The following is a 14,140-nucleotide window of genomic DNA, read 5'->3' as shown; positions in this document are numbered from 1 at the left end:
CGGTGGCGCTGGCCGGGGCGTGGAGCCGGACCGGCCGACGCTTCCCGGGCCGGACGTCGAGCCTCCGGCCGCCGACGGTGGTTCTGCTTCCGGCGGTGCCCATGCTCGGCCCGCTGAGGCGACTGCGCTGAGCGGGGGGTTGTCCGCCGTGCCGCCGCGTCGGGCGCGGCCCAAGCCGTGGGCCGCCGATCTCGTGCCGCGTCCGCGCGAGCCGCGCCATGCCGCGTCCGAACCCGCCGGGCCGCTCGCCGAGCCCGCGCGGCGCCGGGCGCACGTGGACGCATTCGTCGCCGAGTTCGTCGGCGGCGCCACCTGGCAGGCCACGCTCGCCGTGCTGGAGGGGGCGTTCCCGGGGCTCGGGATCGCGTCCGAGCTGTCCGGACGGACCGACGACCTGTGGCGGTCCATCGACGCTCTGGATCTCGTCGGGGGAACGGCGCTCGGCGTGCCCGCGTGGTCCGACGCGTCCGGCATGGTGTTCGACCTCAGCGCCCACCGGCCGCCGGGGGAGGCGCTGAGCGGGGAGCGCGCCGCCGTCCGGTCCCGCGCGTCGCGGCCGTACGCGGGGGCGTTCGTCATCGACACGCTCGACCCGCTGCGCTACCACCGCGCGATGGGCGGGCCGCAGGCGCCCGGCGGCAAGGCGTCCCCCGGACGGCCGGCGGGGGAGGACGACGACACGGGCGTCGTGATCGTCGCCGACCTCACCGCCGCGGGCGACCGCATCCTGGACGCGCCCGCGCTCTGGCGCTTCGCGGGCCGCGTCGTCACGGCGACGCTGCTGCCCGGGCCGACGGACCCGGACCTGCCGCCGGGCGCCGAGCGGTCGCGCGGGTTCTCGCGGCCGGACGATCCCGCGTTCCCCGACGACCCGTCCGGCACCGACGTCCGGCGGGCCGAGAACCGGGAGCGCGTGCGGAACGCGCTGCGGGCGCTGCGCCGCGTGGTCCTCGTGGATCCGGGCCTCGGCCTCGGCGTCTGCCTGGAGGTGGACGCCACCCGCACGCCGCGCTGCCTGCTGGCGTTCGGCATCGACCCCGTCCGCGCCGCCACCCCCCGCTTCGTCCGCCTCTGACGCGAACCGCTCCCGGCCGGGCGCCACGCCCGGCCGGGCACACGTGAAGCGCTCCGGCCGCGAGCACCTGAACCCCGGACCCACGCGGCAGCATTCGCTGTCGCCTGTCGCTGACGCTCGGCTGCGCAGACAGCCGTCCCGTCGCGCCTCCGCGTGGTCTGGCCGCCGTCGCGCTGCTCGCCGAGGGCGCTGGCAGCGTCCGTCGAGCCCGCGCGCTCGCTCCGGCCGTCGTCGGCGCTCGCCGACGGCAGGTTGAGCGCCCCAGGCCGAGGCGCCCGCTGCCGATACCTGTGCTGCCTCTCGGCCGCCCGGACGAGCGTGCGTCGAGCCTCGGCGCTCTCCGCCGCCCTCGCGCTGCTGGCAGAGAGCGCCAGCGGCGTTCGTGGAGCTTGCACGCTCGCTCCGGCTGCCGGCTGCGCTTGCCGACGGCAGTCCAGGCTGCGGGGTCCGCCGCCAGTGGCCGCGCTGACGCTCGGCTGTGCCGACGCGTCCGTCGACCCTCTGCGCCCTGGCCGCCGTCGCGCTGTCGGCAGAGAGCGCCGGTAGCGTCCGTCAAGGTCGCGCGCTCGCTCCGGCCGTCGTCGGCGCTCGCCGGTGGCGGGGGAACGTCGGCGGAGGCGCGGCAGCCGTGATGCCGATGGCTGTTTCGCACGCGGCGGGCGAATGCAGGCGTGTGGCGGGTGTCCGCAGGCGACCATGCACTAAGGCGTAGACGTTCTCAGGCGGCCGGGGGTGGGGACGTGGGCGTTCGGGGGGTCAGGCGTCCGCGCGTAGCCAGGACAGGTCGCACTGCAGGTCTTCGGGCAGTTCGCGGAGTTGGGCGGCCAGTTCCCACGGCTCGGTCGGGATCGGGCGGGACGGGGAGTCCGGCAGGAGTCCGCAGACCAGCGCGTTCGCCGTCCGTACCGCCGTGAACGGTCCGATCCGGGTGACGCCGCCGCCGTGGAGCTGGCCCAGCTCGGTGAGCAGTGCGGCGAGCGCCGACGGGTCCTGTGGGTCGTACATGGCGCGGGCGAAGGTGAACAGTTCCTCGGCGAGGGCGTCCGGGCGGCGGCCCGACAGGCGGTAGGACGTCCCGAGGAAGGCCGAGCCGCCCACTCCGCGCGCCGCGTATCTGTCGCGGACCCGCACGCGTAGGCCGTACTCGGCGGCGCACCGCTCGTAGACCTCGCCGAGCAGCGCCTCGGCCTCGCCCTCCTCGCTGAGCAGCAGGCCCGAGACCACGCCCTCCTGCCGGGCAAGGCGCTCCAGCATCTCCTGGTGCAGCTCGCCGACGTCCTGCTCGACGGCGTCCAGCGAGCGGGCCAGGGAGCGCTGCGCCGCGCGGTCCAGGTCCAGGCCGTCCACCCGGGCCGCGACCGTTTCGAGACGTTCCTCCACGCGCGCGATCCGGTCCGCCAGCCGGTCCGCCAGACCCTCGGACAGGCCCGCGGGCTCGGGCGGCGCCGCCGGGACCGCGTCCGGGACCGGCTCGGGACGGTCGCGTTCGAGCGCGTCCTGCCGTCCGGCCAGGTCGTTGACCTGCTTGCGCAGCCGGGTCAGCTCGTCCTGGGCGCGCGGCAGGCGCTTGTCGAACGACAGGTACATCTCGCGGCCGGCGACGGCCAGGCACAGCAGGACCAGGAAGACGGTCGTCATGGGGCTCCTCGGGGGCGGGGCTGCGTCCGACCCTAGCCATCCGGCGGGGGATCGGCCGACGGCCCGTGGATCTCGTCCGATACGCCCGGTCGTCCCGGGCGGGGGCCGTGGTCGCGGTCAGCCGAACAGGTCGCCGAGCGCGCCCGCGAGGCCGCCCACGATGTCGGCGGCGGCGCTGCCGACGTCGACCGCGTCGCCGACGGCGTCCATCGCGTCGAACGCCCCGTTCGCCGCGCCGATCGCCGCCCCGGCCGCCGCGACGCCGACCACGCCCGCCGCGACCCACTCTCCCGTGTGGTGCCGGTAGCGGGGGTGGTGGTGGCCGTGCGGCGCCGGGTACCCGGCCGGATACGGCGCGGGGACGGCCCCGTGCTGCGGATAGGCGGGCGGGTACGCCGGGGGCGGCGCCTGCGGGTACGGCGCCACCGGTGTCGCGTCCTGCCCCGGCGGCGGCCCGTACGCGGGCGGCGGAGCGTGGCCGGGCTGCGGCGGGTACGCGGGCGACGCGCCGCCGGGCGCCGGGAATCCCGCCGGAGGCGCACCGGCCGGAGCCGGGAACGGCGGCGGGGACGCGGCGCCGGGCGTTTGGAATGGCGGCGGGGACGCGGCACCAGGTGTTTGGAATGGCGGCGGCGATGCGGCGCCGGGGGTCTGGAACGGCGGCGGCGATGCGGCACCGGGTGCCGGGAACGGCGGCGGAGATGCAGCGCCGGGCGTCTGGAATGGTGGCGGGGACGCGGCGCCGGGCGTCTGGCCCGGGTACGCCGGAGCCCCGTGCGCGCCGGGCGCCGGCGGCGTGCCGGGCGGGAAGCCCGGCGCGTGGTGCGGCTGGCCCGCGCCAGGCGGATAACCGGGCTGGCCGGGAGCGTAGGGGCCGCCTGGACGCGCGTCCGCGCCGTAGGGCGCACCAGGCTGGCCTGCGCCGTGCGCAGAGCCGGGCTGGCCTGGCGTTCCGGCGCCGTGCGGCATGCCGGGCTGTCCCGGCGCACCCGCGCCGTACGGCAGGGCTCCGGGGCTGTTGGGCAGGCCGGGCTGCCCGAGGGCGCCCGCGCCGTGCGGCGTGCCGGGCTGCCCCGGGACGTTCGCGCCGTACGCCTGTCCCGGCGTTCCACCGGGCTGACCCGGCGCGCCCGGGCCGTAGGGCGGGGCTCCCGGGCTGTTGGGCAGGCCGGGCTGGGGTGCGCCGTACGGCGCGGCAGGCGGCGGGCCGGGCTGGTGCGGGGCGCTCGGGTCGTAGGGCGCGCCGTACGGTCCGGGCTGCGGCGCGCCGTAGGGCGCGTCGGCGCCGGGGTGGCCCGCGCCGGCGGGCGGGAAGCCCGGGTGGCCGGACGCCGCGGGCTGCGCCGGCAGGGGCGCCGCGGCGGGGACGGCGGGCATCCCCGGCGGCGGTGGCGCGCCCTGGCCGGGCGCCGGGGCGGGCGGCGGGACGGATCCGTGCGCGTCCCCCGAAGGACGCCCCAGCTCGCCGTGCCGTCCGCCGAACGCGGTCGGCAGCGGCGGCGGCGCCTGTCCGGACGCGACCGCCGGATCGGGCGCCCGGTGTCCGGGCGGGGGCAGCGGCGCGGCCCCGCCGCCGGGGACGTCCGGCGCGGTGCGCGGCAGTCGCGTCGCCGCCTCCAGCCACGTCCGGACGCGCCCCGGCCAGTCGATCTCGGGGACCTCCGGATGGGCGGCCTCGAAGACGCCGAACGCCTCGTCGGGCGCGTCCCGTCCCTCGGCGCGCAGCTTGAACCGCACCGCGCGCGGGGACGCGACGAACGCCAGCGCCACCCGGTCGAGCGCGCCCTGGAACGGCCCCGGCGGCGTCAGATGGATCTCCTGGTGGAACGGGAGGTGCCGGGACACGCCGGGCAGCGCGTCCCGCTCGAACGTCACGGTCTCGATCCGGAACCCGAGCCGCGACAGCGACGCCAGCACCCACTGCTGCGACTGCAGCGGCTCGACCGAGATCGGGTCGATGTCGAGGGCGTCCGCGCCGTCGGCGACGTCCACCTCGGTGCACAGCCCGATCCGGAAGCCGGGCAGCTCCCGGCCGAGGACGGTCGTGAACGGCAGCTCGTACGGCAGCGGGATCGAGAACGCGAGCGCCTTCTCCTCGCCCGCCTCCAGCCGGAACGCCCGGGTCAGCGCGCCCCGGTACACCTCGGGACCGGCCGTCTCCCCGCCCTGACCGTCGGCCATGCGCGGCATGAGCGCGATCGTGACGTGTCGGACGTCCTGCCCGGACGCCCCGCCGCGCAGCAGGACCTTCCCGGCGACGACCCCGCCCGGATGGCAGTCGGGCGCGTTGAGGACGGCGTCGACGGTGATCCCGCCGGGCGCCCGCCCGTCCGCCATCGGTCCGTAGGACACCGGCCGTCCCCTCTCGTGTTACGGCGGGGAAGCTTCCCCGCCCACTTGGACGTGCACCACCCTGCCATCCGTTCGGTCCCGGTTGGAGATCATTGGGGTGAGATGTTCGTTCAGTGCCTCATCCGGTCTCGGCGGCCCCCGGGTCGGTGACGGTCACGGTGCCGTAGCCGAGCGCCTCCAGCGGCCCCCGGATCTCGCCCGCGTCGCCCACCGCGATGATCGTGAGCGCGTCGGTGTCGACATGGCCGGTGTAGGCGCGCGCCACCGTCTCCGGCTCCGCCGCCCGGACGGCCGTGAGGTAGGCGGCGGGGTAGCCGCTGCCGAGCCCGTTCGCGGCGGCGTCGGCCAGCTCGGCGGCCACCGCCCGGGCCGTCTCGTACTCGGCGGGGGCGCGGTCGGCGAGGGCGCGCACCGAGGACCCGCACTCGTCCGGGTCGATCCCGTCGGCGGCGATGCTGCGCAGCACCTGCAGCCCGTCCGCGACGGCGTCGGCGGTGACCTCGGTGTGCACCGAGCCCTGCGCCACGAACAGCCCGCGCCCGCGCATCCGCAGCAGCCCGGCCCGCATCCCGTAGGTGTAGCCCTTCTCCTCGCGCAGCAGCGCGTTCAGCCGGGAGGTGAGGCCGCCGCCGAGGACATGGGACGCGACCGTCAGCAGCGGCCAGTCGTCGCTGGTCCGGTCCGGGACGCCGTGCCCGAAGCTCAGATAGGTCTGCACCGAGCCGGGCCGGTCCACGATGACGATCCGGGGCTCGTCGTCGGCGGGCAGCTCGTCGGCCGCCGGCAGCTCCGGACCGGTCGCGGTCCAGCCCGCGAGCGCCGCGTCCAGCGCGGCCTCGGCGTCGTCGGCGGACAGGTCGCCGGCGAGGACGGCGACGGCCTCGCCCGGCGCCACCGACCCGTAGAACGCGCGGACGTCCGCCCCGCTGAGCGCGCCGACCGACGCGCGGGTTCCGCCGGTGGGCAGATGGGCGCGGGACGCCGCCGGGAACAGCACGGCCCGCAGCTCGCGCATCGCGCGGGTCCCGGGGTCGGCGTCCTCCTGGGCGATCTCGTCCAGCCGCTCGCGGACGAGCCGCCGCACGTCGCCGTCGTCCAGCGCGGCGCCGCGCACGACCGAGGCGAGCAGGTCCAGCGCGGGCGCGAGCCGCGACACCGGCACGTCCAGCGCGAGCCGCAGCGCGGTCAGGTCGGCGCTGGCGTACAGGCTGGCGCCGAGCCGCTCGAACGCGGCGGTCAGTTCGGTGCCGCCGCCCGGCCGGGTGCCCTCCAGCAGCGCGCGGGCGGTGAGCGTGGCGGTGCCCTCCTTGCCGCGCGCCTCGCGCCCGGCGCCGGCGGCGAGCACCAGCCGCAGCGAGGCGAGCCTGCGGCCGGGCAGGTCGACGCGCAGCGTCTCCGGGCCGTCCGGCACGCGGCCCGCCGAACCGGAAGGGAACGTCCAGCCGGGGACCGCGCCCGGCTCCGGACGGGGCTGCAGGACGAGGGCGGGCTCGGTCACGCGTTTCCTCCGTAGATGAGCGCGGTGCGGGCGCCGGGGGCGAGCCAGCGTCCGGCCATGTCCTTGATCTGCCCGGCGGTGACGGCGGCGGCCCGCTCGGGCGCGGTGAACACGCGGGACGGGTCGCCGAACTGGGTGGCGTTCGCCGACAGCGCGTTGGCGAGGCCGGTGACCGTCTCGGTCTGCTCCAGGAAGCCGCGTTCGGCCTGGGCGGTGGCGCGGGCGGCCTCGTCGGCGTCGGGGCCCTCGGCGGCGAACCGGGCCAGCTCGTCGTCCAGCACCTCGGCGATCTTGGCGGGGTCGGGGCCGACGGCGTCCACGATCGCCAGCGACGGGCCGCCCGCGAGCCGGGTCACCCCGGCCCAGACCTCGGTGGCGATCTCGTCCCGCCGGACCATCCGGTCGTACAGCCGCGAACCGGACCCGCCGCCCAGGATCTCGACGGCCAGTTCGGCGGCCTCGACGTCGTCCGTGCCGTCCGACGGCAGCGGGAACATCGCGAAGTAGGCGGGTGAGGGGACCTCCTCGGCGACGTCCTCGCCGTGGATCCCGGTCAGCGGGCCGAGGTCGCCCGGCCGGGCGGGCGGCGGCGTCGGCCCGGCGGGCAGCCCCCCGAAGTAGCGCTCCACCGCCGCGATGGCCTTCTCCGGATCGACGTCGCCGACGATCGACAGCACCGCGTTGCCCGGCGCGTACCAGGTGCGGAAGAAGGCGGTGCAGTCTTCGAGCGTGGTGGCGTCCAGGTCCTCCATGGACCCGATGGGGGTGTGCGCGTACGGGTGCCCGGACGGGAACGTCAGCGCGCACAGCCGCTCGAACGCCGTCCCGTAGGGCTGGTTGTCGTAGCGCTGGCGGCGCTCGTTCTTCACCACGTCCCGCTGGTTGTCCAGGTTGGCCTGGGTGAGCGCGGCGGGCAGCGTGCCCATCCGGTCGGCCTCCAGCCACAGCGCCAGCTCCAGATGGCTGACCGGGAGCGTCTCGTAGTAATTGGTGCGCTCGAACGACGTGCTGGCGTTGAAGGTGGCGCCCGCGCTCTCCAGGACCGCGGCGTGCTCGCCCTCGGCGACGTTCGCCGACCCCTGGAACATCAGGTGCTCGAAGAGGTGCGCGAGGCCGGTGCGGCCCGCGACCTCGTGCCGGGAGCCGACCCCGTACCAGATGTTGACGGCGGCCAGCGGTACGAAATGGTCCTCACAGACCACCACGCGCAGGCCATTGCCGAGCGTGTGCTCGTGCAGCGGCTGATGGGCCACGAAGCGCTCCCGTCCGGTCGGTACACACGATGAAACGGCGGCGCCGCGCGCCCGGCGGGCGGCGCGCTTGATCTCCGTCTCACCGTACCGTTTCGGCGGCGCGCGCCATGTCGACCGGCAGGAGGGTCCTTCGTTCAGCCTTCCGGCGGACGGCTGCGACTTCCGGCTGACACGACGGCCGTCTGAGCGTCCACCGCCTCCTCCAGCGTCGGGTACAACGTGAAGATCTTGGACAGCTGGGTGACGCGGAAGACGCGCTGGACGCGGTCGGTGGCGCACGCGAACGCCATCGTCCCCGAGCGCGCCCGCAGCCGGTGGTAGGCGCCGACGAGGACGCCGAGCCCGGTCGAGTCCAGGAACGTGACGTCGCCGAGGTCGATGACGAGGTGCAGCGCGCCGCCGTCGATGAGGTCCAGGAGCGTCTCGCGCAGTCCCGGGCTGGTGAAGACGTCGATCTCGCCGTGGACGGTGACGACCGTCAGGTCGTTCTCGGTTCTGTGCTCGACGGCGAATCCCACGGAGTTCTCCTGTTCCCTGCGTTCCCCGGCCTCCGTTGACGGGGGAGATGACCCCGTACCCCGAGGACGGACGGTTATCCGTCCGCGTTCCCCGCGCCGCCGCGCGGCCGGTCCCGGTCAGGGCGCGTGGAACAGGGCCCAGACGACCTTTCCGGTGGGCAGTCCGCGCCATCCCCAGCGGGTCGCGAACGACTCGACGAGGTGCAGTCCGCGTCCGGTCTCGGCGATGTAGTCGGGTTCCTTGCGGCGGGGCGCGGCGGGGCTGGCGTCGACGATCCCGCAGAGCAGCCAGGGGAAGCGGCGCAGCAGCCGGAGCTGGATGGGCTGCGGCGCGGACCCGAGCGGGTCCGCCGGCCCGGGCCGGCCGCTCCAGCGCAGCGGCGTGGGCCCGGCCGGCGACTGCGGCACGCCCCCGCTGTGCCGCAGCGCGTTGGTGACGAGTTCGGAGACGACGAGCCCCACGTCGTCCCCGACTCCGGGCACGCCCCAGGCGGCCAACCGGGACAACGTGAAATGGCGCGCCGCGGTGACCGATTCCGGTTCGGGCAGAACGACGAAGGTCTCAACAGGTCCGGCCGGGTCGATGAGGCGGCCGAGCGCGTCGTCCAGGGCCGGGGGAAGGTCGGACGACTCGGGTATCGGACGTGAGTACACGGCATGGTCCTGTGGTTCCACGGGCGGCCCCACAACGGAACCCACCCTCCACCGCGTGTCGTCGTGCGCGTGGCGTGACGTCATTCCCCGGACCCCGCAGAGTGATCTCGTTGTGCAGCCGCAGCTCGGAAGTCTCGTGCGTTATCCTGCGCATCGTAGCGTGCGAATGCAAGGCCCAATGCACGTGCATCTGGTTTTCCACAGGGTGGCGGACCGGGCGCGCGGGCGGCGGAAGAGAGGAGCCCCCAGGACACTGAGCGCAATGGCACACTAGGTTCGCTGTCCGCCATGTAGCCGGGAGGTTGGGCGTGACTCCAGAGACGTCGGGAACCGGGTCGACGGTCCGCAGGATCCTGCTCGGCTCACAGCTCCGCCGCCTGCGTGAGGCGCGGGGAGTGAGCCGCCAGGAGGCCGGATACGTCATCCGCGCGTCGGAGTCGAAGATCAGCCGTCTGGAGCTCGGCCGGGTCAGCTTCAAAGAACGCGACGTCGACGACCTGCTCACCCTGTACGGGGTCCGCGACGAGGCCGAACGCGCCTCGCTGCTGCAACTGGCCCGCGAAGCCAACACCCCGGGCTGGTGGCACCGCTACAGCGACATCCTGCCGGGCTGGTTCCAGACCTACGTCGGCCTGGAAGAGTCGGCGGCGCTGATCCGTACCTATGAACTGCAGTTCGTACCGGGACTGCTGCAGTCCGAGGGGTACGCGCGCGCCGTCATCCGGCAGGGCAACGCGGGCGCGGCGGACCACGAGATCGAGCAGCGCGTCGACCTGCGGCTCCAGCGGCAGGAACGGCTGACCGGCCCGGACGCCCCGCGCCTGTGGGCCGTCCTGGACGAAGGGGCGCTGCGCCGGCCCATCGGCGGCCCGGAAGTGATGCGCGGCCAGTTCGAGCATCTCATCAAGATGGCCAAGCTCCCCAACGTGACCATCCAGATCATGCCGTTCCGCTTCGGCGGGCACGCCGCCGAAGGAGGCGCCTTCTCCATCCTGCGCTTTCCCGAGCAGGACCTGCCGGACGTGGTTTACGTCGAGAACCTCACCGGCGCGATGTACCTCGACAAGCGCGACGACGTCGACACGTACCTCCAGGTGATGGAACGCCTGTGCGTCGACAGCGAGACCCCGGAACGCACCGTCGAGCTTCTCGGTGATCTCCTCAGAGAGGCATGATGCTCCAGTCCGACACCGGTCCGCTCGGCGGCCGGATCCCACCCGTCCCCACCGACTGCGACGGCGTCTGCGCGGCCGACCTGCAAGGCGCGCGCTGGCTCAAGTCCCGTCGCAGCAACTCCCAGGGGAACTGCGTCGAGATCGCCGAACTCCCCGGCGACCGGATCGCGATGCGCAACTCCCGCCACCCCGAGGGCCCGGCCCTCATCTACACCCGTCCCGAGATCGAGGCGCTCATCCTCGGCGCCAAGGACGGCGAGTTCGACCATCTGATCGCGCACGCCGACAACTGACGCGCTCCGTCCGCGGGCCGTCGGCCCGGCCCGCGGAAACCCCGCCGCTCACGAACCGCAGTTGCCCCAGCTCGACGTCCTGCCGTTGCCACCGAAGCGGACGCAGACGTTCTTCGCCGCCACGTACACCGGCCCCGCGTACCAGGCGTAGGACCCGCTGTCGGTGACCTGGCTCCCGCCCTGCTTCTGCAGCCACACCGAGACGGGCGACTTCTTGCCGACGTTCGACGTCTTCATCGTCACCGCGCAGTTCTTGCCCGTCGCGCTGCTGTAGAGCAGGTACGCGGTGCCGCCGGAGACGGCCATCGTCCGCAGGACGCCGTACCCGGAGCCGCACGCCTGCCGCGCCGTGTACTTGTTGGGCGGTTCGGGCGCCGGACGCGACCCACCGCCGCCGCCCCCGGTCGCCGTCGCGGTCGGCCTGCCGCCCGGATCGCGCTTGGGCTTCTTCCCGTCCGGCGTGGGCGGGGCGTCGCTCGGCCGCGCCTTCGGGGTGCGTCCGGCGACGGTCGGACGCGTCGTCGCGCGTCCGGCGCCGGGCGCGGTCGCCGCGGAGCCGCCGGTGGCCTGCCCGTCCTCGGACGCGGCGGCGCCCGGCCCGCCCTCGTCGCCGCCGCGTGCGGTCGCGGCCCAGACGGCGCCGCCCGCGAGCACCGCCGCGACCGCCGCGCCCGCGAGGACGGGGGCCAGCCGGGCGATCCCGCGCCGTCCCGGACCCGTGGCCGGAACCGGCCCCGGCCCCGGCACCCCGGGTGCCCCCGGCGGCCCCGGCCGCGTCGCCGGGTCCGTCACGCCCGGCAACGTCCCCCCGGACGCCAAGCCCCCGGCCGCCAAGCCCCCGGCCGCCAAGCCTCCGGCCGCCAAGCCCCCGGCCGGTGTGCCGCCGCCCGCCGCGCTGCCTCCCGGCGTGCCGCCGCCCGGCGTGCCGCCGCCCGGTGCACCGGACGGCCAGTCGGCGGGTTCCGGCGACGCGAACGGGAACGGCGGCGGTGCGGGCACGTCGTTCCCGCTGGCCGCGCCGACCAGCCGCTCCTGCGCCTCCCGCGCGGACGGCCGCCGCTCCGGCTCCTTGGCCAGGCACGCCGCGACGACCGAGCGCAGCGGCTCGGGCAGCACGCCGAGGTCCGGCTCGCCGGTGAGGATGCGGTGCATGACGGCGGCCAGGTCGTCGTTCCCGAACGCCGGACGCCCGTTCGCCGCGAACACCATCGTCGTGCCCCAGGCGAACATGTCGGCGGCCGGGCCGACCGGCGCGCCGGTGAAGTGCTCGGGCGCCATGTAGGCGGGGGTGCCGACGTTCTGGGTCTCCCCGGCCGCGCCGAGCGCCCGCGCGACGCCGAAGTCGATGACGCGGGGACCGTCGGGCCCCATCATCACGTTGTGCGGCTTGAGGTCGCGGTGGACGATCCCCGCCTGGTGGATCGCGGTGAGCGCGGTCAGCGTGCTGATCGCGAGGCGTTCCAGGGCGCCGCCGGAGCGCGGCCCGTCCTGCTGGACGACCCGGTGCAGCGACTGCCCGGGCACGTACTCGCTGACGATGTAGGGCTGGTCGCCCGCGACGTCGGCGTCGAGGACCTGCGCCGTGCAGAACCGCGCGACCCGCTTGGCGACCGCCAGCTCCCGGACGAACCGGGACCGCGCCGTGTCGTCCCCGCTGAGATCGGCGTGCAGGAGCTTGACGGCCACGTAGTCGTCGGGCCCGCCGGTCGTCGCGCCCGCGCGGCGGCCGAGGAAGACGGCGCCCTGGCCGCCCTCGCCGAGCCGTCCCAGCACCTCGTAGCCGCCCAGGCGCCCGGGGTCGCCCGCGCGCAGCGGGTGGGCGTCGGGGATGGTCCTGTCCGTCACTCCGCTCACTTCCATCGTCACCGGGGTCCCGGCCAGACTAGTGGCCCCCGGCAGGCCGGACGCACCGGAAACGGGACGAACAACACGAAAAGCCCCCGCAAGGAGTGCCCTGCGGGGGCCGTGAACGTGGTTGTGGAGGTCAGGTCCAGGTCAGACGGCGTCGGCGGCGCGCCGCTCGTGCGGCGTCTCCGTCCGGCGGTCGCCCGGCGGGGCCGCGTGCCCGTGCTGCCGTTCCATCCGCGCTGCGACCGCGAGGGCGCGCAGCGAATGGGACCTGACCTGCTTGCGCCCGGACTCGCGACGCGTCGGAATGCTGCTCGGCATGGGGGAACCTCCCGGTGCAGGCCGTTGGTGTCACCAGCCACAACGGCATGATCGCGAGATGTATTCCCGTGCATATGATTTGAAACGTCCCAACCCGCGGCGGCCGGTACCGGTGAACCGGTGGACCTCTTCTCCGGTCTGTCCCTACTCTTCCTCTTGCTCACAGTCGTGAGGCATGTCGGGACGAGGAGAGAACGCTGCGCTACGACGGCGGAAACCGCGCGACGAGACGCGTCGTCGCCCTCGCATGCGCACTCGCCGCAACGGCCCCCGTCGGACGGACGGCCGACGCCGCCCCCTCACCCCACCCCTCCGCGACGAAGCCCGCCCCCCGGCCGAGCCGCACCCCACCGCCCGCCCCGGCCTGCGATCCGGCCCGCGGCTACCGGGGGACGATCGGTGAGTCCTGGGCCCAGCGGCGCCTCGGCCTCGACCGCGTCTGGCCGCTGACCCGGGGCGGCGGCGTGACGGTCGCCGTCGTCGACAGCGGCGCCGACGCCGGCCACCCGATGCTCAAGGGCCGCGTCGCGGACGCCGTCGACCTCACCGGCACCGGCGCGCGCGACTGCTACGGGCACGGCACGGGCGTCGCCGCGCTCATCGCTGGGAGCACTTTGCACGACCGCCGGAGCCCGCTCGGCGGCGTCGCCCCGGCGGCCCGGCTGCTGATCGTCAAACAGCAGAACGGCGAGACCGACGACCGCGGCGGCGACCGGCTGCCCGCCGCGATCCGCCGGGCCGCCGACCTGGGCGCCGACGTGATCAACGTGTCGATCCGCACGGCGGACGCGCCCGCGCTGCGGCGGGCCGTCGACTACGCGCTCGCCAAGAACGCGGTCGTGGTCGCGGCGGCCGGGAACGTCGACCGGCCGGGCGGATCCGAGGGGCCGGCGTATCCCGCGAGCTATCCGGGCGTCCTGTCCGTCGGGTCGCTCACCGCCGACGGAACGCGCGACCCGTCGTCCAGCGTGCGGTCGCGCGTGGACGTCGGCGCCCCCGGCAAGGACGTCCCGATCGCCTGGCCGGGCGGCGGCTGGAACCCGCGGGCGACCGGGACGAGCTTCGCCGCCGCGTTCGCCTCCGGCGTCGCCGTGCTCGTCCGCGCCCGCCACCCCGAGCTGGACGCCGCGCAGGTCGTCCGCCGGATCGTCCGCACGGCCGACGGCACCGCCGGACCCGGCACCGGAGCGGGCATGATCGACCCGCTGCAGGCCGTCACCGCCGTGCTGCCCGGCGAGCCCGCGACGGGTCCCGTCCCGTCGCGTCCGGCGCCCGGCCCGGCCCGGTTCGCCGCGCCCGCCCGGCCGGACGCGCGCACCCGGACGGTCGCGCTCGCGGTCGCGGGCGGCGCGCTCGGCCTCGCGGGAATCGCGGCGCTCGCCGGGGTCGTCGTCCCGCGCGGCCGGGCGCGCGGCTGGCGTCCCGGCCGGGTGGACCTCGCCGTCGCGCGACCCCCGGCGGAACCCGTCGCCGACGCGGCCGAGGGCGGGACGATCGGCGGCCGTTCCTGACCGT

General features: G+C 75.9%; 12 protein-coding genes. 4 read left to right on the top strand and 8 right to left on the bottom strand.

The window, feature by feature from the left end; all coding sequences use genetic code 11:
* Positions 1–148 precede the first annotated feature (148 nt).
* On the top strand, positions 149–1,075 hold the full coding sequence (locus tag GQ466_RS09860; protein ID WP_161102586.1) for a hypothetical protein: 927 nt from the start codon (positions 149–151) through the stop codon (positions 1,073–1,075).
* 756 nt (positions 1,076–1,831) lie between these two features.
* On the opposite strand, the gene GQ466_RS09855 is transcribed toward GQ466_RS09860, so the two are convergent.
* The 6 genes from GQ466_RS09855 to GQ466_RS09830 all read right to left on the bottom strand — a co-directional run bounded on the left by GQ466_RS09855 (position 1,832) and on the right by GQ466_RS09830 (position 8,988).
* A complete protein-coding gene (locus tag GQ466_RS09855) occupies positions 1,832–2,713 on the bottom strand; it encodes a hypothetical protein (protein WP_161102585.1) in 882 nt (293 codons plus the stop codon).
* Positions 2,714–2,830: 117 nt separating this feature from the next.
* A complete protein-coding gene (locus GQ466_RS32250) occupies positions 2,831–5,065 on the bottom strand; it encodes a sporulation protein (RefSeq protein WP_161102584.1) in 2,235 nt (744 codons plus the stop codon).
* A gap of 118 nt (positions 5,066–5,183) precedes the next feature.
* A complete protein-coding gene (locus tag GQ466_RS09845; RefSeq protein ID WP_161102583.1) occupies positions 5,184–6,563 on the bottom strand; it encodes an insulinase family protein in 1,380 nt (459 codons plus the stop codon).
* The gene (locus tag GQ466_RS09840) at positions 6,560–7,816 is read right to left on the bottom strand and encodes an insulinase family protein (protein WP_161102582.1); all 1,257 of its coding nucleotides are present in this window, start codon (positions 7,814–7,816) and stop codon (positions 6,560–6,562) included. Before GQ466_RS09840 ends, GQ466_RS09845 begins: the two co-directional genes overlap by 4 nt.
* Before the next feature lie 134 nt (positions 7,817–7,950).
* Positions 7,951–8,334, bottom strand: a complete 384-nt coding sequence (locus GQ466_RS09835) for an anti-sigma factor antagonist (protein WP_161102581.1) — start codon at positions 8,332–8,334, stop codon at positions 7,951–7,953.
* A 117-nt stretch (positions 8,335–8,451) separates the two neighbouring features.
* On the bottom strand, positions 8,452–8,988 hold the full coding sequence (locus GQ466_RS09830) for an ATP-binding protein (RefSeq protein WP_337193405.1): 537 nt from the start codon (positions 8,986–8,988) through the stop codon (positions 8,452–8,454).
* Between the two features lie 353 nt (positions 8,989–9,341).
* Here GQ466_RS09830 and GQ466_RS09825 point away from each other — a divergent pair, with 353 nt between their 5' ends.
* The gene (locus tag GQ466_RS09825; protein WP_161103796.1) at positions 9,342–10,163 is read left to right on the top strand and encodes a helix-turn-helix domain-containing protein; all 822 of its coding nucleotides are present in this window, start codon (positions 9,342–9,344) and stop codon (positions 10,161–10,163) included.
* Positions 10,160–10,456 carry a DUF397 domain-containing protein gene (locus GQ466_RS09820; RefSeq protein WP_161102580.1) on the top strand — a complete coding sequence of 99 codons (297 nt, stop codon included), beginning with the start codon at positions 10,160–10,162 and terminating at the stop codon, positions 10,454–10,456. The genes GQ466_RS09825 and GQ466_RS09820 overlap by 4 nt, the downstream gene beginning before the upstream one ends.
* A gap of 48 nt (positions 10,457–10,504) precedes the next feature.
* Here GQ466_RS09820 and GQ466_RS31400 read toward each other — a convergent pair whose 3' ends face one another.
* The gene (locus GQ466_RS31400; RefSeq protein WP_337193404.1) at positions 10,505–12,301 is read right to left on the bottom strand and encodes a serine/threonine protein kinase; all 1,797 of its coding nucleotides are present in this window, start codon (positions 12,299–12,301) and stop codon (positions 10,505–10,507) included.
* Between the two features lie 150 nt (positions 12,302–12,451).
* Positions 12,452–12,625 (bottom strand): hypothetical protein, encoded by a 174-nt coding sequence (locus tag GQ466_RS09810; RefSeq protein WP_161102579.1) that lies wholly within the window; start codon positions 12,623–12,625, stop codon positions 12,452–12,454.
* Between the two features lie 464 nt (positions 12,626–13,089).
* On the opposite strand from GQ466_RS09810, the gene GQ466_RS09805 reads away from it, so the two are divergent.
* A complete protein-coding gene (locus GQ466_RS09805) occupies positions 13,090–14,136 on the top strand; it encodes a S8 family serine peptidase (RefSeq protein ID WP_161102578.1) in 1,047 nt (348 codons plus the stop codon).
* The last annotated feature ends 4 nt before the right edge of the window (positions 14,137–14,140 follow it).

This window comes from Actinomadura rayongensis (assembly GCF_009831215.1).
Lineage (GTDB): Bacteria > Actinomycetota > Actinomycetes > Streptosporangiales > Streptosporangiaceae > Spirillospora > Spirillospora rayongensis.
This window is presented reverse-complemented; position numbering and strand designations above follow the sequence as displayed.